A 20,043-nucleotide genomic window follows, 5' to 3' on the forward strand; every position below is an offset into this window, starting at 1 on the left:
GGGCCCGGCCGCGGGCCGGCCCGGGTAGCCGTAGCCGCCCGGGGCGGCAGGGCCGCCGGCGGCGTTCGGGTGCGGCGGGGCGCCCTGCTGGTCCGTGGATCCCGCCAGGGTGCGGCTGCGGACCCGGTAGAGCCCGGTGTCCAGGTCGTCGGCCTTGGACAGGTGGACCTTGATCGGGCCCATGAACGTGTACCGCTGGTGCTTGGCGTAGTCACGCACCATTCCGGCCAGTTCGTCGCCCAGCTGCCCCGAGTAGGGGCTCAGCCGCTCGTAGTCGGGTGTGCTGAGTTCCACGATGAAGTCGTTGGGCACGACGGTGCGGTCGCGGTTCCAGATCGTGGCGTTGTTGTCGCACTCGCGCTGCAGCGCTCCGGCGATCTCCACGGGCTGGACCTCGGCCTTGAACACCTTGGCGAAGGTGCCGTTGACCAGACCTTCGAGACGCTGCTCGAACTTCTTCAGGACTCCCATGGGGCACCTCCTCCGTCCCTGTCCTTGCCGTACCGGGTGTACCGGCCGGGGTACTGCTCGCGGTACTGCTTACTGATCGTATCCACGCGGCCGTGAATCGCCTGGTTCCCCCTGTCGGCCCAAGTGTGGCCACCGGGCTGTCCTCACCTCCGGCCCCTTCGGCCGGGTGTGCTGACTGCGAAGGTTCCCTGCGAAGTACGCCTTCGAACTTGCTCGGCGGGTCTTCCCGCTTCCTGCTGTTCGTCGTCGCCGCCGGGCGCCGTCCCAGGATCGTACGGGCGGCCCACGACCAGTGTCCCGCACCTGTGGACGGACCGGTCTCCTCTCGGGGGAGGAGTGCGCGGACCGGTACAAGGTTGATACGTAAACCAGCCTGTATGGCTGGTGGGTGGGGCTGTGGACAGGAACACAGTGGCGGGGTGCCGAAGCCGGCCCGGCGCGGGGCCGGCCCACCCCTCGGGCGCGGTGCCCGTGGGGTGCTCGTGGGGCGCCCGCGCGGTGCGGACGGGCTGTCCGAACGGCGTCCCGGGCCGGGCCCGGATGTGCGGAGGCCGCCCGTGCCGGGGTGCGGAGACGGCCGGGAAGCGACTGGCGATCATGGACGGAAAGGGATGTGAATCCACCCCACGGGGCGTGCTAATGTTCTGCATGTCGGAAGGCGCGGCGCCGAAAGGGGCCGGACCGGAAGGCGCACCCAATGCGCGGGTGGCGGAATAGGCAGACGCGCTGGATTCAGGTTCCAGTGCCCGCAAGGGCGTGGGGGTTCAACTCCCCCCTCGCGCACAACGACGAACGGTCGTCATCGTGAAAACGATGGCGGCCGTTTCTCGTTGTCCCCTCCCCTCTTTCCCGCTCTCACCCCTCCTCCCGTTCTTCCCGGTGGCCGCCCCGCTCTGTCGTCCGGACGGTGACGGGGATAACGTCGGCGCCAGTCGCTTGTCGGTCGGCGCGGGGGAGGCGGTCCGGTGGCCGGTACCGGGGTGGAGACGGGGATACGTGCGGCTGTGCCGCCCGGGCAGCGCCGGGGTGGCCGGGCGCCGGACGGCGGCCTTCCGCGGCTGCCCGTGGTGCGGGGGTTCGCGCCCCGCACGGGGGCCGGTGGCGGAGCCGGCGCCAAGGCGCGCGGAAAGGCACTGCGCCGGTCGACGCCCCGCGCGGACCACGCCCGCCTCGACATCGACCCCGGCCGGCCCGACGCGCTCACGGCCGTCGAGGAGTCCGGCCGGGGCCGCATACCCCGCCTGACCCCGCTGCGGGTGGGGCGGATGGCCGCGAGCCCGTTCGCCTTCCTGCGCGGGACGGCCGGCCTCATGGCGTACGACCTGGCCCGCACCCCTGTGACAGGAGTCACGGCACAGATCTGCGGTGACGCCCACGCCGCCAACTTCGGCCTGTACGGCGACGTCCGCGGCGGCCTGGTGATCGACCTCAACGACTTCGACGAGACGGTGCGGGGCCCCTGGGAGTGGGACCTGAAGCGGCTCGCCACCTCGCTGGTCCTCGCGGGGCGGGAGGCGGGCGCGGACGAGGACGAGTGCCGCAAGGCGGCCCTGGACGCCGCGGGCTCCTACCGGCGCACCCTGCGGGTGCTGGCGAAGATGCCCGCCGCCGAGGCGTGGAACGCCATCGCGGACGAGCGGCTCGTGTCGCACGCCGACGCCCGTGACCTGCTCGGCACGCTGGAGAAGGTGTCCGCGAAGGCGCGCTCCAACACCAGCGGCCGCTTCGCCGCCAGGTCCACCGAGAAGGGCCCGGACGGCGGGCGGCGCTTCGTGGAGGCGCCCCCGGTGCTGCGGCGGGTGCCGGACGCGGAGGCCGCGGCGGTCGCCCTGTCGCTGGAGAGCTGGACCGCGACCCTGCCGGAGGACCGGCTGCCGCTGCTGGCCCGGTACGCGGTGCACGACGTGGCGTTCCGGGTGGTGGGCACGGGCAGCGTCGGCACCCGCTCCTACGTGGTGCTGCTGCTGGACCACCGGGGGGAGCCCCTCGTCCTCCAGGTGAAGGAGGCCAGGCCGTCGGCGCTGCTGCCGCACCTGGCGACGGTGGGAATCGCCACACCTCCGGTGGAGCACGAGGGCCGCAGGGTGGTGCTGGGGCAGCGCCACATGCAGGTGGTGAGCGACTTCCTGCTCGGCTGGACGACGGTCGAGGGGCGGGACTACCAGGTGCGTCAGTTCCGCAACCGCAAGGGAAGCGTGGACCCCGCGGCGCTGCCGGCCGGCCAGATCGACGACTACGCCCGGATGACCGGAGCGCTGCTGGCCCGTGCGCACAGTCACAGCGCCGACCCGCGGCTGCTGACCGGCTACTGCGGCAAGAACGGGGAGCTGGACGAGGCCGTGGCGTCCTTCGCGGTGGCCTACGCCGACCGCACCGAGGCCGACCACGCCGATCTGGTGGCCGCCGTGCGGTCGGGGCGGATCGAGGCCGAGACGGGAGTGTGACCGGTCCTTGATCGCCTTGGAAGGTACGGGACTTGGCCGGTGGCCTACGCTGGGCGGATGACCACCCCGGATGCTGACCGGACCCCGCCCGAGCCCTCGGAGGGCTCCGCCGGAGCCCCTCCCCGCCCCGAGGAGCGTCTGGAGCGCGCCGTCATGGCCGCCGAGAAGGCGCTGATCGAGTTCGAGATCGCCGTGGAGACCTTCCGCGTCGAGATCGAGAACTTCTCCCGGCTGCACGAGCAGCGACTCGGCCCGCTGTACGCGCGGCTGGAGGAGCTGGAGGCCCTGATCGCCGAGGCGCGCGCCGCCCGCACCGGCGACCCGGAGGACGTGCGCCGCGCCCAGGAGGCGCGGGCCCGTCTGACGCCCATCCCCGGCGTCGAGGAGCTGCTGCACGGCTGGATGGACGGACAGGGGCTGTTCCCGGAGTCCGTGGCGATGCTCACCGAACGCAGCGTGCAGCCGCCGCCGCGCGTCCGGCCGGGCGAGGAGGCCCGCCGCCTCTACCGCGAGCTGGTCCGCGCATCCCACCCGGACCTCGCGCAGGACGAGGGTGAGCGCAAGCGGCGTGACGAGTTCATCTCCCGGGTGAACGCGGCCTACGCCCTGGGTGACGAGAAGAAGCTGCTCGCGCTGCAGGAGGAGTGGGCGGCCGGGCCGGTGCCCGAGCGGCGTCCCACCCCCGCCGACGAGCTGTACGACCGTCTGGAGTGGCTGGCGGCCCGCAAGGAGCTGCTGACCGAGCTGGCGGGCAAGCTGGAGGAGAGCGCCATCGCCTCCATGCTGCGGCTGGCTCCGGACGACCCGGACGGGCTGCTGGACGACATCGCCGGCAAGCTGGCCGGCGAGATCGCCGAACGCGAGGCCGAGCTGGCGGCGCTGCACCAGGGGTAGCCGGGTACCGGAGCGACAGCCCGGCACCGGGCGGCGGGGGCGGCCGGTCAGCGGGGCGAGTGGGCCGGCCGGGCGCCGGGGCGCGGTCGGGTAGCGTCGGGCGCATGAACTTTGGAGCTGGTGTGCCCACGGTGCAGGTCACGGACCTCGCGGACGGCGACTTCCTGCTGGACGTCCGGGAGGACGACGAGTGGCGGGCAGGTCACGCCGCCGGGGCGCTGCACATCCCGATGAGCGAGTTCGTGGCCCGCTACGGCGAGCTCACCGAGGCCGCGCCGCAGGACGGCCGGGTGAACGTGATCTGCCGCTCCGGCGGACGGTCCGCGCAGGTGACCATGTACCTCGTGCAGCAGGGCCTCGACGCCGCGAACGTGGACGGCGGCATGGGCGCCTGGGCCGCCGCGGGACGGCCGGTGGTGGACGACGAGGGCAAGCCGGGGCAGGTCGTCTGAGGCGCGTCCTCGACGCCCCGTCCCGTTCCCCGCGCCGCCTTCCGGCCCTCGATACCGGGAGGCGGAGTGGCCCCGCCCGCCCCGTACGGCGGGCCGTAGGGTGTCCACCGCTGTGGAAAACCCGGGAGCTCTTGCAGCCCTGTTGTCCACAAGGGTGTGCCGGGGTCGCCGGGACTCAGTACGGTGCGTGCGAACAACCGGGACGGGCGAGACGGGGCGCGAATGGAAGCACATGAGGGCGGGTCTCCACCCGAGGAGACGGATGCCCCGACCGGAGTGGCCGCGCTGGGCCTTCCCTGCCGGATCGCCGCGGCCGTGGCGCTGGCGGCGGTGGCGGGTATCGCCTGCGTCCACCTGGGCATGGTCTTCCTGCATCTCGCGCCGTCGAACACGCTCAGCAAGCAGCACGTCGAGACGATCGACAAGTGGGTCTACCCCGAGTTCGAGCAGAACTGGAAGCTCTTCGCCCCCAACCCGCTGCAGCAGAACATCGCGGTGCAGGTTCGGGCGGAGATACGCACCCAGGACGGTCGCATCCGCTCGGTGGGCTGGACCGACCTCTCCGCGGAGGACGGCCGTGCCATCGACGGCAACCCGGCCCCCAGCCACACCCAGCAGAACGAGCTCCGCCGCGCCTGGGACTTCTTCACCTCCTCGCACGACGAGGAGAACCGTCCGGTGGGATCACGCGGCCGGATGTCCGAGGAGTACCTGCGGCGCATCGTGGTGATGCGGCTGGGCCGCGCCCACGGGGCCGAGGTCGAGCGGATACAGATACGTTCCCGGACCCTGCAGGTGCGGCCGCCGGCCTGGAGCGGTGAGAAGGTGTCGACCGAACCGAGCTACCGGGTCCTTCCCTGGTGGCTCGTCCCCGACGAGTCCGACGCCGAGGAGTCCGACGCCGCCGCCGAGGAGTCCGGACGTTCCGACGGGTTCGCCGCGTCCGGCAAGGCCCGGGGAGGCGCCCGGTGAACCGCTCGGCGCTCACTCTCGGGAAGCTGGTCTCCAGGGTCACCGACTCCGCGCTCGGTCCGTACCAGAGCGCGGTGATACGCATAGGCTTCGCCGCCACCTGGCTGTTGTTCCTGCTCCGTGAGTTCCCCCACCGGCACGAGCTGTACGGGCCCGACAGCCCGTGGAGCTGGGAACTCGGCGAGCGGCTGGTGTCGGACAACGGCGCCTTCACGGTGCTGCTGTGGACCGACTCGCAGCTGTGGTTCGAGGCCGTCTACCTCTTCGCCGTCCTGGCGAGCCTGCTGCTGGCGCTGGGCTGGCGCACCCGCACCATGTCCGTCCTGTTCATGGTGGGCGTGCTCTCGCTGCAGAACCGCAGCGTCTTCATGGGCGACGGCGGCGACAACGTGATCCACCTGATGGCCGTCTACCTGGTGTTCACCCGGTGCGGACAGGTCTGGTCGCTGGACGCCCGCCGGGCACGGCGCAGGGAAGAGGGCGGTGACCCGCGCGAGCGCGCCGATGTGGTGGGCCCGGTGCTGTGGGCCCTGTCCGGGCTGACGCTGGGCCTGGGGACCCTGTCAACGTCAGGGCCGCTGCTGGGCGGCTCGGACCCCGATCCGGTCGCCCCGGTGCTGCTGTGGACGACGTGGATCGCGTTGGGCGTGTGGTGGCTCGTCGGGCAGGTCGCCCCGCGGTCGGACGTGCGCGCGCTGTTCGATGTGGTGGGCAACGTCGTCCACAACACTGCGCTGCTGGTGATCATGGCCGAGGCCTGCCTGATCTACGCGACGGCGGGCTGGTACAAGATCCAGGGCTCGCGCTGGCAGGACGGCACGGCGCTGCACTATCCGCTGCACCTGGACTACTTCTCGCCGTGGCCGGGGCTGGCGGACCTGCTGGCGTCCAACGCCACGATGGTCATGCTGATCACGTACGGCACGGTGGCCGTGCAGGTGGCCTTCCCGTTCACCCTCTTCAACCGCAGGGTGAAGAACGTCCTGCTGGCCCTGATGATTACCGAGCACCTGGCGATCGCGGTCGTGCTGGGACTGCCGTTCTTCTCGATGGCGATGATCGTGGCCGACTCGGTGTTCCTGCCGACCACCTTCCTGCGGCGGGTGGGTGACGCCGCCGGGCGACTGGCCGGCCGGTTCCGGCCGGGCGGCCGGGGTGGCCACGGCGGCCAGGGCGGCCAGGGTGGTCCCGCGGTGGCGACGGCGTCGGCAGCGGCGGGACCGGCCGGTGCCGGGGCCGCGTGGGTGCCTGCTCAAGGCGGCCCGAGGTGGGCCGCGGAGAAGGCGGAGCCCGGTGCGGAACCCGCTGGGAAGCGCGGCGGGGAGCATGGTGGGGAGTTGGGCGCGGACGGCGCGGGACCTGCCGCCTCCGAGGACGGCGTCCCGGGTGCGGACGCGGCGGGGACCGGCGCCCGTGGCACCGACGCCTCCGGGCCGACACCTCCAGGGGCGGCGGGCCACCGGCCGTGACGGACGCCTCCGCGCGGAAGTGATCGGGAGTGGTCGGGCCGCCTAGGCTTCGGTCCGTGACCGCCTTTCCCGACATCACGCGTGCCTGGCGCTCCCTCGCCGACGGCGCCGTCCTCCTGGACGGATTCCACGCGCTCAAGCACGCCCTCCGCTTCGGGGCCGAGGTGCCGCTGGCCGTCGCGACGGATCGGGCCGCGGCGCTCGCCCTCGCCGAGGAGCTGGCCCCGGACGTGCGCGAGGTGCTGGGCGGGCTGCTGACCGAGGTCGACGAGGCGGCCTACCGGCAGCTGGTCCCCCGCCCGCACCCCACCGGCGTGGCGGCGCTGGCCGAGCGCCCGGACCGTGGGGCGGCGCTGCGGAGCCTGGGTTCGCTCCCCCGCAGCGCTCCTGTCGTGGTGCTGGACCAGCCCCGCAACCTGGGCAACGCCGGAGCGGTGGTCCGGCTGGCCGCCGGGTTCGGGGCGACCGGCGTGGTCACCACGGGGCCGCTCGACCCCTGGCACCCCAACGTGGTGCGCGGCGGGGCCGGGCTGCACTTCGCCACCGTCGTGGAGCGGCTGGACGTGACGGACCTGCCGCCCGGGCCGGTGTTCGCCCTGGACGCGGAGGGCGAGGACATCCGCGGGGTCCGGCTGCCGGACGACGCGGTGCTGGCCTTCGGGTCCGAGCGCAGCGGGCTCACGCCCGAGCTGCGCGGCAGGGCCGACCGGCTGCTGTCCCTGCCGATGCGTCCGCAGGTGTCCAGCTACAACCTGGCGACCAGCGTGGCGATGACGCTCTACCACTGGAGCTCGCAGTCCCCCGCCGGCGCCCCGGCCGCGACCGGGACACCCGCGGAGGACTGACCGGCCGCGGCTACGCCTCCCGGCGGACCTCCACCGTGCGGAAGCGGTTGGCGACGAAGGCGGCGTCGCACAGCGCCGCGTTGGCCGCCGGGTTGCCGCCCGAGCCGTGGAAGTCGGAGAAGGCGGCCGTCTGGTTCACGAAGACCCCGCCGGTCAGGTTGAGGGAGAGCTGGGCGCACTCCTCCAGGCAGACCTCCTCGACGGCCTGCTCCACCTCGGCGTTCGTGGTCCAGGCGGCGACCGTCATCGCGCCCTTCTCCCGGATCGTGCGTCGCAGCAGCTCCACGGCGTCGGCGGCCGAGTCGACGGCGACGGCGAAGGAGACGGGGCCGAAGCACTCCTCCAGGTAGGCCGGGTCCTCCTCGGACTTGGCCGCGTCGAGGCGGACCATGACCGGCGTGCGCACCACCGCGTCGGGGAAGTCCGGGTGCACGATCTCGCGCGAGGGGAGCACGACCTCGCCCAGCTCGGCGGCCGCCTCCAGGCGCGCCTTCACGTCCGGGTTGACGATCGCGCCGAGCAGCCCCGCCGCCCGGGCGTCGTCGCCCAGCAGCTTGGAGACGGCGGCGGCCAGGTCGGCCGTCACCTCCTCGAAGGTGCGGTGGCCCTGGTCGGTGTCGATGCCGTCCCGGGGGATCAGCAGGTTCTGCGGGGTGGTGCACATCTGGCCGCTGTACAGGGAGAGGGAGAAGGCCAGGTTGGAGAGCATGCCGCGGTAGTCGGCGGCCGACTCGATCACCACCGTGTTGACGCCGGCCTTCTCGGTGTAGACCTGCGCCTGGCGGGCGGTGGTCTCCAGCCAGTCGCCGAAGGACGTGGAGCCGGTGTAGTCGATGATGCGGATCTCCGGGCGCACCGCCAGCGTCTTCGCCAGGCCCTCGCCCGGCCGCTCGGCGGCCAGCGCGACCAGGTTCGGCTCGAAGCCGGCCTCGGCGAGCACCTCGCGCGCGACGCTGACGGTGAGGGCCAGCGGCAGCACGGCCCGCGGGTGCGGCTTGACCAGGACGGGGTTGCCGGTGGCCAGCGAGGCGAAGAGACCGGGGAAGCCGTTCCAGGTGGGGAAGGTGTTGCAGCCGATCATCAGCGCGACGCCGCGCGGGACGGCCGTGAACTCCTTGGTGAGCTGGAGCGGGTCGCGCTTGCCCTGCGGCTTGCTCCAGTCCGCGATCTGCGGGACCCGGGTCTGCTCCTGGTAGGCGTAGGCGACCGCCTCCAGGCCGCGGTCCTGCGCGTGCGGTCCGCCGGCCTGCAGGGCCATGACGAAGGCCTGGCCGCTGGTGTGCATGACCGCGTGCGCGAACTCGTGGGTGCGGGCGTTGATCCGCCGGAGGATCTCGAGGCAGACCAGGGCCCGCAGCCGGGGGCCGGCCTCGCGCCAGCCGCGCATGCCCGCCCGCATCGCCGGGAGCAGCACGTCGATGTCCGGGTGGGGGTAGGTGACGCCCAGCTCGATGCCGTAGGGGGACACCTCGCCGCCGACCAGCTCGTCGGTGCCCGGCTGGTCGAGCTCGAAGGGGCGGTTCAGCAGCGACTGGAAGGCGGCCCGGCCCTCCTCGGCGGACTGCGTGCCGTTCTCCCCGTAGGCCTTGGGGTGCTCGGGGTGGGGCGACCAGTAGGCGCGGGTCGTGATCGCCTCCAGAGCCTGGTCGAGCGTCGCCTGGTGGCGGTCGGTCAGCTCGGCGGCGGTCAGGCCGCCGTCGGCGGACGGGGACGTGGCGGGGACGTGCGCGGTCGGTGCGGTGGCCATGGGTGGACCCACCTCCTCCTCGGACCGGCTCCTCGTCGAACCGGCACGCTGGGCAGGAACAGAAGGACAGGGCTAGAGTAACCGAACGATCGGTCGGGACAAGGGGGTCCGCCGCGCCTGTGGAAAACCCCGTGCGGGAGGATCGCGCTCATGACAGCACTCGACCTGAAAAGCCCCGTGGCAGTAGTCGGTACCGGCACCATGGGCCAGGGCATCGCCCAGGTCGCACTGGTCGCCGGACACCCCGTCCGGCTTCACGACGCCGCCCCCCGCCGGGCCGGCGAGGCGGCGGCCGCGATCGTGGCCCGTCTGGACCGGCTCGTCGAGAAGGGCCGTCTCTCCGCCGCCGACCGCGACGCCGCCCGGGACCGGCTGACGCCCGCCGTCGCCCTCTCCGACCTCGCCGGATGCGGCCTGGTGGTGGAGGCGGTCCTGGAGCGCCTCGACGTCAAGCAGCAGCTGTTCCGCGAGCTCGAGGAGGTGGTCGGCGAGGAGTGCCTGCTGGCCACCAACACCTCCTCCCTCTCCGTCACGGCCATCGGGGGCGCGCTGCGCCTGCCCGGCCGGTTCGTCGGACTGCACTTCTTCAACCCGGCGCCGCTGATGCCGCTGGTCGAGGTCGTCTCCGGCTTTGCCACCGACCCCGGGGCCGCGGGGCGGGCGCTGGAGACGGTGCGCGCCTGGGGCAGGACCCCGGTGTCCTGCGCCGACCAGCCCGGCTTCGTCGTCAACCGGATCGCCCGGCCGTTCTACGCGGAGGCCTTCGAGCTGTACGAGCTCGGCGCCGCCGACCCGGCAACCATCGACGCGGTGCTGCGCGAGAGCGGCGGCTTCCGGATGGGCGCCTTCGAGCTCACCGACCTGATCGGCCAGGACGTCAACGAGGCGGTCACCCGCTCGGTGTGGGAGTCCTTCTTCCAGGACGTGCGCTTCCGGCCCTCGCTCGCCCAGCGCCGTCTGGTCGAGTCGGGACGGCTCGGGCGCAAGTCCGGCCACGGCTGGTTCCCCCATGGGGGTGAAGAGGGCGCCGGGCGGCCGGAGCCGCACACCGCCGCCCCGGAGCAGGCGCCCGGCCACGTCACCCTTCTGGGTGAGCTTGGTCCGGCGTCCGGTCTCGTGGAGCTGATCCGGGAGTCCGGCGTCGACCTGCGCGTCGAGGACGAGGGGTTCGCCGCGGAGGGCGAGGAGAAGGGCCGTCTTGTGCTGCCGGGCGGCGGCACGCTGGTCCTCGCGGACGGCGAGACGGTCGGCGAGTACGGGCCCGACCTGGTCTCCTTCGACCTGGCCCTGGACTACCGGGCGGCCACCCGGATCGCACTGGCGGCCTCCCCGGTCACCTCGCCGGAGACCCTCGCCGAGGCGGTGGGCCTGTTCCAGGCGCTGGGCAAGAAGGTCAGCGTCGTCGGCGACGTCCCCGGCATGATCGTGGCGCGCACGGTCGCCCGGATCATCGACCTCGCCTTCGACGCGGTGGCGCGCGGGGTGGCCGGCGAGGAGGACGTCGACACGGCCATGCGGCTGGGCGTCAACTACCCCCTGGGCCCCTTCGAGTGGAGCCGCCGGCTCGGCGACGACTGGGCGTACGGCGTCCTCGACGCGGTGCACGAGCGGGAACCGTCCGGTCGCTGCGCCCCGTCCCTGGCGTTGCTGCGGCACGCCTTCGCCGCGGCGAAGTGACGGGGGGAGTCGCTGCCATGACCACGCCCAAGCGGGACACCTACACGCCGGACTCGCTGCTGCAGGTGGCCGTCCAGGTCTTCAACGAGCGCGGGTACGACGGCACGTCGATGGAGCACCTGGCCAAGGCGGCCGGGATCTCCAAGTCGTCGATCTACCACCACGTCTCCGGCAAGGAGGAGCTGCTCCGGCGGGCGGTGAGCCGGGCGCTGGAGGGTCTCTTCGGCATCCTCGACGAGCCGCAGGCCAAGGAGGGCGGCGCGGCCGACCGCCTGGAGTACGTGGTGCGGCGGATGGTCGAGGTGCTGATGGCGGAGCTGCCCTACGTGACGTTGCTGCTGCGGGTGCGCGGCAACACCGGCACCGAGCGGTGGGCGCTGGAGCGGCGGCGCGAGTTCGACCACCGGGTCGCGGACCTGCTGAGGAACGCCGCGGCGGAGGGCGACGTACGGGGCGACATCGAGGTGCGGCTGGCCACCCGCCTCGTCTTCGGCATGATCAACTCGATCGTCGAGTGGTACCGCCCGGACGGCGGCACGGGCGCGCGCCGCGAGATCGCCGACGCGGTGGTCCGGCTGGTCCTCACGGGCCTGCGGGGCTGACGGCGGGCTCCCCGGGGCCCGCCGCCCCCTCGGCGGCCGGTGGACCGGCTCCGGGAGCGGCTCCGGGAGGTCCGGTGACGGACGTGGCTCAGACCGGGCTGCCCGCGGCGCCGGTGGTACCCGGGACGCCCCGGCTCCCGGGGATGTCCGGGGCCTCCGCGCGCCGCGGGCCGTCCGTGCCGGCCGTGCCGTCGGGGGTCTCGATGTCCTCGACCTCGAAGACCAGCAGGGTCCGGGTGGAGAGCACCTCCGGCATGGAGTGCAGCCGGGTGAGCACCAGCTCGCGCAGTGCCCGGTTGTCGGGCGCGTGCACCAGCATCAGCACGTCGAAGTCGCCTCCGACCAGTGCCAGGTGCGAGGCCCCCGGCAGGGCTCTCAGCCGCTCGCGCACCGTGCGCCAGGAGTTCTGGACGATCTTCAGGGTGATGTAGGCGGAGGTGCCCTGACCCGCCCGTTCGTGGTCGATCCGGGCGCCGAAGCCGCGGATCACGCCGTCCTCGATCAGCCGGTTGATCCGCGCGTAGGCGTTGGCCCGGGAGACGTGCACCCGTTCGGCCACCGACCGGATGGACGCGCGGCCGTCCTTCTGGAGCATTCCGAGGATGTCCTGGTCGATGGCGTCCAGCACCCTGGGAGGTGGCAGCGGGCGGGCGCCGGAGGGCGCCGGCACGACACCCTTCTCCGGGCCGTCGGCCATTTGTTCAGGTCGCATGCTTCCCCGCCTCCCTCCCCTGGACACCGTGCCTCCATCTCAGGCTGTGGAGAACCGTTTGTCCACAGGCTGACGCCGCCTGTAGCCAAAATTCGCCAACGACCGAACAATCGGTAGGTGAGGTGCGTCACACCCGGCGTCCTCGTAGCCACTCCCACGAGGAGGTGCCGTCATGACGGTGATGGAGCAGCGGGACACCTACCGCCCCGCCCCGCCGCCCGCCTGGCAGCCGCGCACGGACCCCGCGCCCCTGCTGCCCGACGCCGAGCCCTACCGCGTCCTGGGGACGCCTGCCGCCGACGAGGCCGCCGCGGCCGATCCCGGCCTGCTGCGCCGCCTGTACGCCGAGGTGGTGCGCGGCCGCCGCTACAACGCCCAGGCCACCGCGCTGACCAAGCAGGGCCGCCTCGCCGTCTACCCGTCCAGCACCGGCCAGGAGGCCTGCGAGGTGGCCGCCGCCATGGTCCTCGCCGACCAGGACTGGCTCTTCCCCAGCTACCGGGACACCCTCGCCGTGGTAGGCCGCGGCGTCGACCCGGTGGAGGCGCTGACCCTGCTGCGCGGTGACCGGCACACCGGCTACGACCCCTACGCCCACCGGGTCGCCCCGCTGAGCACCCCGCTGGCCACCCAGCTGCCGCACGCGGTCGGACTGGCCCACGCCGCCCGCCTCAAGGGTGACGACGTCGTCGCCCTCGCCATGATCGGCGACGGCGGCACCAGCGAGGGCGACTTCCACGAGGCGCTCAACTTCGCCGCCGTCTGGCGGGCCCCCGTCGTCTTCCTGGTGCAGAACAACGGCTTCGCCATCTCCGTCCCGCTGGCCAAGCAGTCTGCCGCCCCCTCCCTGGCCCACAAGGCCGTCGGGTACGGCATACCGGGCCGGCTCGTGGACGGGAACGACGCCGTCGCCGTGCACCAGGTCCTGAGCGAGGCCGTCCGGCACGCCCGGGAGGGCAACGGCCCCGTGCTGGTGGAGGCGATCACCTACCGCCTGGACGCCCACACCAACGCCGACGACGCCACCCGCTACCGCGAGTCCGCCGAGGTGGACGCCTGGCGCGACCACGACCCGGTGCTGCTGCTCGAGCGGGAGCTGACCGCGCGCGGCGTGCTGGACGAGGACGCGATCGGCGCCGTCCGCGAGGACGCCGAGGCGATGGCCGCCGACCTGCGGGCCCGGATGAACCAGGACCCCGAGATCGACCCCATGGAACTCTTCGCGCACGTCTACGCCGAGCCCACGCCCCAGCTGCGGGAGCAGCAGGAGATGCTGCGGGCCGAGCTGGAGGCCGAGGCGCACCCGAAGCAGGAAGGCACGGCCCGATGACCACCGGCACCTCTCTCGGTACCGCCGTCGACAGCGCCGTGGCGGTCCAGCAGACCGCCATGGCGCAGGCGCTCAACCGGGCCCTGCGGGACTCCATGGCCGAGGACCCGTCCGTCCACGTCCTCGGCGAGGACGTGGGCACCCTGGGCGGCGTTTTCCGGATAACCGACGGCCTCGCGGCCGAGTTCGGCGACCACCGGTGCACCGACACCCCGCTCGCCGAGGCGGGCATCCTCGGCACCGCCGTCGGCATGGCCATGTACGGGCTGCGGCCGGTGGTCGAGATGCAGTTCGACGCCTTCGCCTATCCGGCCTTCGAGCAGCTGATCTCGCACGTCGCGAAGATGCGCAACCGCACCCGGGGCGCGATGCCCCTGCCGATCACCGTGCGCGTCCCGTACGGCGGAGGCATCGGCGGCGTGGAGCACCACAGCGACTCCTCCGAGGCGTACTACATGGCGACGCCCGGTCTGCACGTGGTCACCCCGGCCACGGTGGCCGACGCCTACGGCATGCTGCGGCAGGCCATCGCCTCCGACGACCCGGTGGTCTTCCTCGAGCCCAAGCGGCTCTACTGGGGCAAGGACGCCTGGGACCCTCAGGACCCGGCCCCGGTCGAGCCGATAGGCCGGGCGGTGGTCCGCCGGAGCGGGCGCAGCGCCACGCTGATCACCTACGGCCCGTCGCTGCCGGTCTGCCTGGAGGCGGCGGAGGCGGCCAGGTCGGAGGGCTGGGACCTGGGCGTGGTCGACCTGCGGTCGCTGGTGCCGTTCGACGACGAGACGGTCTGCGCCGAGGTGCGGCGCACCGGCCGCGCGGTCGTGGTGCACGAGTCGGGCGGCTTCGGCGGACCCGGCGGGGAGATCGCCGCCCGGATCACCGAGCGCTGCTTCCACCATCTGGAGGCACCCGTTCTCCGGGTCGCCGGATTCGACATCCCGTATCCTCCGCCGATGGCGGAGCGGCATCACCTGCCCGGCGTGGACAGGATCCTGGACGCGGTGGGACGGCTGCAGTGGGAGGCGGGCGACTGATGGCCGAGGTATTCGAGTTCAAGCTGCCCGACCTGGGCGAAGGGCTGACCGAGGCCCAGATCGTGCAGTGGATGGTCGAGGTCGGCGACGTGGTCGCCGTCGACCAGCCCGTCGTCGAGGTCGAGACGGCCAAGGCGATGGTGGAGGTGCCCTGCCCTTACGGCGGGGTCGTCACCGCGCGGTACGGCGAGGAAGGGGGCTCCCTTCCGGTGGGCGCCCCGCTGATCACGGTCGCGGTGGGCGCGGTCCCGGGCGACCTGTCCCTGGGCGAGGCCGGCGCCGGCGTCTCCGGCACGGCGGTCGGCACGGTGAACGGCACGGCCGTCGAGGGCGCGGAGGGCTCCGGGAACGTGCTGGTCGGCTACGGCACCTCGGCGCCGCCGGCCCGTCGTCGCCGGGTCCCCCCGCCGACCCCGGTCCACGGCCGGCCGCGGCAGCCGTCGGAGGCCTCACCGGCGCAGCCGGCCGGTTCACGGGCGGCCGAGGCGCCGTCCGCCCCGGCGGAGGCCGCCACGGCGGCTTCCGCGCCGGCCTCCGTGAACGGCACGGCCGCATCCGCCCGGGCGGCGCGGGCCGCGGGCGGCGTGGGCGCCGCGTCCGCGCAGGACGGCCCGGTCCCGGTCATCTCTCCGCTGGTGCGCCGCCTCGCCCGGGACAACGGCCTGGATCTGCGGGACATCACCGGTTCCGGCCCCGAGGGCCTGATCCTGCGCGCCGACGTTGAGTACGCGCTGCGCGCCGCGGCGTCCCGTGAGCAGACGCAGGCCCGCCAGGCCTCCGTGTCTCCTCTGCGCCCGGTGGACGCGCCCGCGGCGGCCGGCGCCGGTGTGACGCGGATCCCGCTGCGGGGGCTGCTCGGCGCGGCGGCCGACAAGTTCACCCGGAGCCGGAGCGAGATACCGGACGCCACCTGCTGGGTGGACGCCGACGCGACGGAGTTGCTGAACGCCCGTGCGGCCATGAACGCCGGGCCGGGGCCGAAGATCTCGCTGATCGCCCTGCTGGCGAGGATCTGCGTCGCCGCCCTCGACCGCTTCCCGGAGCTCAACGCCACGGTCGACACCGCGGCGCGGGAGATCGTGCGGTTCGGGGAGGTGCACATCGGCTTCGCCGCGCAGACCCCGAGGGGGCTGGTGGTGCCGGTGGTGCGCGACGCCCACCGGCGGGACGCGGAGTCGCTGGCCGCGGAGTTCTCGCGGCTCACCGAGTCGGCGCGGTCCGGCGGACTGCGGCCCGCCGAGCTCTCCGGCTCGACCTTCACCCTCAACAACTACGGGGTGTTCGGCGTCGACGGTTCGACCCCGATCCTCAACCACCCCGAGGCGGCCATGCTGGGTGTGGGGCGCATCACCCCCAAGCCCTGGGTGCACCAGGGCGAGTTGGCGGTGCGTCAGGTGACGCAACTGTCGCTGACCTTCGACCACCGGGTCTGCGACGGCGGGACCGCGGGCGGGTTCCTGCGGTACGTGGCCGACTGCGTCGAGCAGCCGGCGGTACTCCTGCGTTCCTTGTGATCCCGGCGCCCTCCATACTCGGGGGGTGATCGACCACAGCAGCTCCCCCGCCGTGCGGGGCGACGGGCACCACGGCTTCGACGCCGTGGTGCTCGCCGGCGGTGCCGCGCGCCGGCTGGGCGGCGCCGACAAGCCGGGTGTGCGGGTGGGCGGCAGGGCCCTGCTCGACCGGGTCCTGGCCGCCTGCGCCGACGCCGGGCGCACCGTCGTGGTGGCCGACCCCCGGCCCACGGCGCGGCCGGTGCGGTGGGCGCGGGAGATCCCGCCCGGCGGTGGGCCGGTGGCCGCGCTGGGGGCCGGCCTGGAGCTCACCACCGCCGACGTCGTGGTGGTCCTCAGCGCCGACCTCCCCTTCCTCGACGCCGCCACCGTGCACCGCCTCGTGAGCACGCTGACCGCCTCCGCGTCCGTCGTCGCCCACACCGGCGGGGCCGTCCAGGCTGCCGCCGCGGACACCGGGGCTGCGGCCGCTGGGCCCGACCGTGCTGCGGGCACCCGATCTGCCGGCACCGAGCCCGCCGACGCTTCAGGCACCGCCGGTACGGCTGGCCCAGCCGACCGTGCCGGTGATGCCGACCGCCCTCGTGACGCCGACCGCCCTCGAGGAGCCGACTGCCCTCATGAGGCCGACCGCCCTCGTGAAGCGGATCATGCCCGTGGAGCGGATCGTGCCCGTGGAGCGGACCGTCGTGAAGGCGGCGCCCGCGTGGCTGTCAGCCAGGCCGACGGCGAGGCCGGGTGCGACGCCGTGCTGGTGGTGGACGGGGAGGGGCGGCGGCAGCCGTTGGTGGCCGCCTACCGGGCCGAGCCGCTGCGGCGCGTGCTCGCCGCGGTCGCCGAGGAGAACGGCGGCCTCTCCGGGCTGCCCCTGCGACGACTGACCGGGGCGCTTCGGGTCACACTCATCAGCGACCCCGCCGCGTCCTTCGACTGCGACACCTGGGACGACATCGACGCCGCCCGCGCACGTATCAGGGAGCATGAGCACGTGTTGGATGAATGGATCACCGCAGCCAAGGACGAGCTGGGCATCGACCTGGACGTCGACAAGACTCTGCTCCTCGACCTCGCCCGCGACGCGGCGCACGGTGTCGCCCGCCCCGCGGCGCCGCTGACCACGTTCCTGGTGGGTTACGCGGCCGGCCGTGCGGGCGGTGGTCCCGAGGCCGTCGCCGAGGCCACCCGCAAGGCCGTCGCCCTCGCCCTGCGCTGGGCCGACGAGGCCGCCGCCGCGAAGGCGACCGCCTCGGACACCGCTTCCGGCACCGCGCCCGGTACCGCTGCTGACGATGCGACGCCCGCGGACGCCGGATGACGGATCCAGGAAACCCGGTGGGCCGCCTGCCCGTCGACGGCGTCTCCGCCGACACTTCAGGCGGCCACGGCGGCCACGGCGGTCTCGGCGGCTTCGACGACCTCGGCGTCCACGACGCGCTGACCCTCGTCAACGAGGGCAGGACCACCGGCGTGCCCGCCCCGGGGCGTCCCCCGGCGGAGGCATCGCATCCGTCGGAGGCCCGGACCTGTCACCGGCACACCGGTCTGCCCTGGCGGCAGGCGCGTGCCGTCGCCGACCGGGCGGGCCACGCCGCCCGTGCCGCGCGTCGCCGCATCCGCATGCCCGTGCAGGTGCCGCTGGACGCCGCACTGGGCCTGGTGCTGGCCGCGCCGCTCACCGCGTTGACCGACCTGCCACCGTTCGACACCTCCGCCATGGACGGCTGGGCCGTGGCCGGCCCCGGTCCCTGGCAGGTGCGGGAGACCCATGTCCTGGCCGGCGACACCGAGCCCGCGCCGCTGGCCGACGGCGAGGCCGCTCCCATCGCCACCGGCGCCCGGATCCCCCGTGACACCACGGCGGTGCTGCGGAGCGAGCACGGCCGCCTCGACCAGGCCGGCCGCCTGCACGCCCAGCGGGAGACGGGACACGGCCAGGACATCCGTCTTCGCGGTCAGGAGTGCCGCTCGGGCGACCAGTTGCTGCCCGCCGGGACGCCCGTCACCCCGCCGGTCCTCGGCCTGGCCGCCGCGGCCGGGTACGACACGCTCGCCGTCGCCTCCCGGCCGTGCGTCGAGATCCTGGTGCTGGGCGACGAACTCCTCACCGCAGGGCGTCCGCGTGACGGGCTGATCCGGGATGCCCTCGGGCCCATGCTTCCGCCGTGGCTGCGGGTCCTCGGCGCAGAGGTCATCGCCGTCCGCCGGCTGGGTGACGACGCCGAGGCGTTGCGCCGTGCGGTCGTCGACAGCGAGGCCGACCTGATCGTCACCACCGGCGGCACCGCGGCCGGCCCGGTCGATCACGTCCACCCGATCCTGCACGCGACCGGCGCCGACCTCCTGGTCGACGGCGTCCAGGTCCGCCCGGGCCACCCCATGCTGCTGGCCCGGCTGCGGGACGGGCGCCACCTCGTCGGTCTGCCGGGCAATCCGCTGGCCGCCGTCTCCGGCCTGCTGACCCTCGCCCAGCCGCTGCTGCGTGCCCTGGGCGAGCACCCGGCGCCGGAGCCCTACGCCCTGCCGCTGGCCGAAGGAGTCCAGGGGCATCCGCACGACACCCGGCTGGTGCCGGTGGTGCTGCGCGCGGACCGGGCCCATCCGCTGCACTACAACGGCCCCGCCATGCTCCGCGGCATGGCGGCGGCCGACGCCCTCGCCGTGATCCCGCCGGGCGGGTTGCGGCCGGGAGACGAAAGCGAGCTCCTGGACCTCCCCTGGACGCTCGCCGGAACTGGAGTGTGTTTCACGTGAAACTGCCGGGACAGGACGCCATCGCCCGACAGGCGGGCGAACGGCTGGTCACCTACCGGGTGAAACTGCCGCAGAAGGAGGTGCCGCACCCTCTTCGCCAGGTCGGCAAGCGTCTGCTGATGGCCCTGGCCGTGCTGGTGGCGACCGCCTTCGTGGTCTACCTGGACCGGGACGGCTACAACGACAACGCCGGCGGCGGACTCGACCTGCTCGACAGCTTCTACTACGCGACCGTGACCCTCTCCACGACGGGCTACGGCGACGTCACCCCGGCCAGCGACAGCGCCCGGCTGACCAACATCCTCGTCATCACGCCCCTGCGCGTGGTGTTCCTGATCATCCTCGTCGGCACCACCCTCGAGGCGCTCACCGAGCGCACGCGGGAAGAACTGCGCCTGAACCGCTGGAGGCACACCTTGCGGGACCACACCGTCGTCGTCGGCTTCGGCACCAAGGGCCGTTCGGCCCTGCAGACGGTCTGCGCCTCGGGTGTCCCCGCGGAGCAGATCGTGGTGGTCGACCCCAGCGCCAAGGCGATCGACTCCGCCGCCGCCGAGGGGTACGCGGGTGTGGTGGGCGACGCCACCCGTAGCGACGTGCTGTTGCGCGCCGAGACGCAGCGTGCGCGGCAGATCATCATCGCCACCCAGCGCGACGACACCGCGGTCCTGGTCACGCTGACGGCTCGCCAGCTGAACCGGGGCGCCAAGATCGTGGCGGCGGTCCGCGAGGAGGAGAACGCGCCGCTGCTGCGGCAGTCGGGCGCCGACGCGGTCATCACCAGTGCGAGCGCCGCGGGCCGTTTGCTGGGCCTGTCGGTGCTGAGTCCGGCCGCCGGCATGGTGATGGAGGACCTCATCCAGCAGGGCAGCGGACTCGACATCGCCGAACGGCCGGTCATAAAGGCCGAGGTGGGCAAGAAGCCCCGCGAGCTGGACGACATGGTGATCAGCGTGGTGCGCGGTCACCGGGTCCTCGGCTTCGACGACGCGACGCTCGGCACGCTGCAGATCGCGGACCGGGTCATCTGCATCGTGCGGTCCTCGCAGGCACGCCAGGTCGCGCCGGACATGCGGCCGTTGCCGCACCCGGACCGGCAGTCGGGGACCATCGACCGCCCGTGAGAGCC

The 20,043-nt window shown here is 73.7% G+C and carries 17 protein-coding genes, 1 tRNA gene and 1 pseudogene; 16 read left to right on the plus strand and 3 right to left on the minus strand.

The window, feature by feature from the left end:
• A partial coding sequence (locus ACOV8S_RS25970; protein ID WP_448320670.1) for a DUF3662 domain-containing protein occupies window positions 1-471 on the minus strand: 471 nt, incomplete at its 3' end.
• Between the two features lie 699 nt (window positions 472-1,170).
• Between ACOV8S_RS25970 and ACOV8S_RS25975 the strand changes: the two genes are divergently transcribed.
• The 7 genes from ACOV8S_RS25975 to ACOV8S_RS26005 all read left to right on the plus strand — a co-directional run bounded on the left by ACOV8S_RS25975 (window position 1,171) and on the right by ACOV8S_RS26005 (window position 7,547).
• Window positions 1,171-1,254, plus strand: a tRNA-Leu gene (locus ACOV8S_RS25975).
• Between the two features lie 221 nt (window positions 1,255-1,475).
• The gene (locus ACOV8S_RS25980; protein WP_448320877.1) at window positions 1,476-2,915 is read left to right on the plus strand and encodes a DUF2252 domain-containing protein; all 1,440 of its coding nucleotides are present in this window, start codon (window positions 1,476-1,478) and stop codon (window positions 2,913-2,915) included.
• Between the two features lie 57 nt (window positions 2,916-2,972).
• Window positions 2,973-3,809 (plus strand): hypothetical protein, encoded by an 837-nt coding sequence (locus ACOV8S_RS25985; protein ID WP_448320672.1) that lies wholly within the window; start codon window positions 2,973-2,975, stop codon window positions 3,807-3,809.
• 122 nt (window positions 3,810-3,931) lie between these two features.
• The gene (locus ACOV8S_RS25990) at window positions 3,932-4,261 is read left to right on the plus strand and encodes a rhodanese-like domain-containing protein (RefSeq protein WP_448320879.1); all 330 of its coding nucleotides are present in this window, start codon (window positions 3,932-3,934) and stop codon (window positions 4,259-4,261) included.
• 183 nt (window positions 4,262-4,444) lie between these two features.
• The gene (locus ACOV8S_RS25995) at window positions 4,445-5,233 is read left to right on the plus strand and encodes a DUF5819 family protein (RefSeq protein ID WP_448320673.1); all 789 of its coding nucleotides are present in this window, start codon (window positions 4,445-4,447) and stop codon (window positions 5,231-5,233) included.
• The gene (locus ACOV8S_RS26000) at window positions 5,230-6,702 is read left to right on the plus strand and encodes an HTTM domain-containing protein (RefSeq protein ID WP_448320674.1); all 1,473 of its coding nucleotides are present in this window, start codon (window positions 5,230-5,232) and stop codon (window positions 6,700-6,702) included. Before ACOV8S_RS25995 ends, ACOV8S_RS26000 begins: the two co-directional genes overlap by 4 nt.
• Window positions 6,703-6,758: 56 nt before the next feature.
• Window positions 6,759-7,547, plus strand: coding sequence for a TrmH family RNA methyltransferase (locus tag ACOV8S_RS26005; protein WP_448320676.1), 789 nt, complete (start codon window positions 6,759-6,761; stop codon window positions 7,545-7,547).
• A gap of 10 nt (window positions 7,548-7,557) precedes the next feature.
• On the opposite strand, the gene paaN is transcribed toward ACOV8S_RS26005, so the two are convergent.
• Window positions 7,558-9,294: a phenylacetic acid degradation protein PaaN gene (gene paaN / locus ACOV8S_RS26010; RefSeq protein ID WP_448320677.1), complete on the minus strand. Its 1,737-nt coding sequence runs from the start codon at window positions 9,292-9,294 to the stop codon at window positions 7,558-7,560.
• A gap of 150 nt (window positions 9,295-9,444) precedes the next feature.
• Here paaN and ACOV8S_RS26015 point away from each other — a divergent pair, with 150 nt between their 5' ends.
• Together ACOV8S_RS26015 and ACOV8S_RS26020 are read left to right on the plus strand one after the other, a co-directional pair.
• Window positions 9,445-10,971, plus strand: a complete 1,527-nt coding sequence (locus tag ACOV8S_RS26015; protein WP_448320679.1) for a 3-hydroxyacyl-CoA dehydrogenase — start codon at window positions 9,445-9,447, stop codon at window positions 10,969-10,971.
• Window positions 10,972-10,988: 17 nt separating this feature from the next.
• Window positions 10,989-11,573, plus strand: a complete 585-nt coding sequence (locus tag ACOV8S_RS26020) for a TetR/AcrR family transcriptional regulator (RefSeq protein ID WP_448320680.1) — start codon at window positions 10,989-10,991, stop codon at window positions 11,571-11,573.
• 88 nt (window positions 11,574-11,661) lie between these two features.
• Here the strand turns inward: ACOV8S_RS26020 and ACOV8S_RS26025 are convergent, their stop codons facing one another.
• On the minus strand, window positions 11,662-12,270 hold the full coding sequence (locus ACOV8S_RS26025; RefSeq protein WP_448320881.1) for an Lrp/AsnC family transcriptional regulator: 609 nt from the start codon (window positions 12,268-12,270) through the stop codon (window positions 11,662-11,664).
• A gap of 187 nt (window positions 12,271-12,457) precedes the next feature.
• On the opposite strand from ACOV8S_RS26025, the gene pdhA reads away from it, so the two are divergent.
• The 7 genes and pseudogenes from pdhA (at window position 12,458) to ACOV8S_RS26060 (ending at window position 20,038) form a co-directional block, all read left to right on the plus strand.
• Window positions 12,458-13,615 carry a pyruvate dehydrogenase (acetyl-transferring) E1 component subunit alpha gene (gene pdhA, locus ACOV8S_RS26030; protein WP_448320682.1) on the plus strand — a complete coding sequence of 386 codons (1,158 nt, stop codon included), beginning with the start codon at window positions 12,458-12,460 and terminating at the stop codon, window positions 13,613-13,615.
• The gene (locus ACOV8S_RS26035) at window positions 13,612-14,649 is read left to right on the plus strand and encodes an alpha-ketoacid dehydrogenase subunit beta (RefSeq protein ID WP_448320683.1); all 1,038 of its coding nucleotides are present in this window, start codon (window positions 13,612-13,614) and stop codon (window positions 14,647-14,649) included. Before pdhA ends, ACOV8S_RS26035 begins: the two co-directional genes overlap by 4 nt.
• Complete coding sequence (locus ACOV8S_RS26040) at window positions 14,649-16,163, plus strand: dihydrolipoamide acetyltransferase family protein (RefSeq protein WP_448320685.1); 1,515 nt, start codon at window positions 14,649-14,651, stop codon at window positions 16,161-16,163. The genes ACOV8S_RS26035 and ACOV8S_RS26040 overlap by 1 nt, the downstream gene beginning before the upstream one ends.
• A gap of 139 nt (window positions 16,164-16,302) precedes the next feature.
• Window positions 16,303-16,554, plus strand: a pseudogene (mobA, locus tag ACOV8S_RS26045) (molybdenum cofactor guanylyltransferase); the annotation flags it as partial.
• The gene (locus tag ACOV8S_RS26050) at window positions 16,555-17,478 is read left to right on the plus strand and encodes a DUF6457 domain-containing protein (RefSeq protein ID WP_448320883.1); all 924 of its coding nucleotides are present in this window, start codon (window positions 16,555-16,557) and stop codon (window positions 17,476-17,478) included. It abuts the pseudogene before it with no gap.
• Window positions 17,475-18,914 (plus strand): molybdopterin molybdotransferase MoeA, encoded by a 1,440-nt coding sequence (locus tag ACOV8S_RS26055; RefSeq protein WP_448320687.1) that lies wholly within the window; start codon window positions 17,475-17,477, stop codon window positions 18,912-18,914. The genes ACOV8S_RS26050 and ACOV8S_RS26055 overlap by 4 nt, the downstream gene beginning before the upstream one ends.
• Window positions 18,911-20,038 (plus strand): potassium channel family protein, encoded by a 1,128-nt coding sequence (locus tag ACOV8S_RS26060; protein WP_448320689.1) that lies wholly within the window; start codon window positions 18,911-18,913, stop codon window positions 20,036-20,038. The genes ACOV8S_RS26055 and ACOV8S_RS26060 overlap by 4 nt, the downstream gene beginning before the upstream one ends.
• Window positions 20,039-20,043: the final 5 nt, after the last annotated feature.

It is taken from the genome of Streptomyces sp. CO7 (assembly GCF_053474865.1).

Bases quoted from the DNA above. Each gene is read 5' to 3' on its own strand.
- ACOV8S_RS26015 (WP_448320679.1), top strand. From the start codon at position 9,445: ATGACAGCACTCGACCTGAAAAGCCCCGTGGCAGTAGTCGGTACCGGC.
- ACOV8S_RS25985 (WP_448320672.1), top strand. From the start codon at position 2,973: ATGACCACCCCGGATGCTGACCGGACCCCGCCCGAGCCCTCGGAGGGC.
- ACOV8S_RS26035 (WP_448320683.1), top strand. From the start codon at position 13,612: ATGACCACCGGCACCTCTCTCGGTACCGCCGTCGACAGCGCCGTGGCG.
- paaN (WP_448320677.1), bottom strand. From the start codon at position 9,294: ATGGCCACCGCACCGACCGCGCACGTCCCCGCCACGTCCCCGTCCGCC.
- ACOV8S_RS26055 (WP_448320687.1), top strand. From the start codon at position 17,475: ATGACGGATCCAGGAAACCCGGTGGGCCGCCTGCCCGTCGACGGCGTC.
- pdhA (WP_448320682.1), top strand. From the start codon at position 12,458: ATGACGGTGATGGAGCAGCGGGACACCTACCGCCCCGCCCCGCCGCCC.
- ACOV8S_RS26020 (WP_448320680.1), top strand. From the start codon at position 10,989: ATGACCACGCCCAAGCGGGACACCTACACGCCGGACTCGCTGCTGCAG.
- ACOV8S_RS26025 (WP_448320881.1), bottom strand. From the start codon at position 12,270: ATGGCCGACGGCCCGGAGAAGGGTGTCGTGCCGGCGCCCTCCGGCGCC.
- ACOV8S_RS26040 (WP_448320685.1), top strand. From the start codon at position 14,649: ATGGCCGAGGTATTCGAGTTCAAGCTGCCCGACCTGGGCGAAGGGCTG.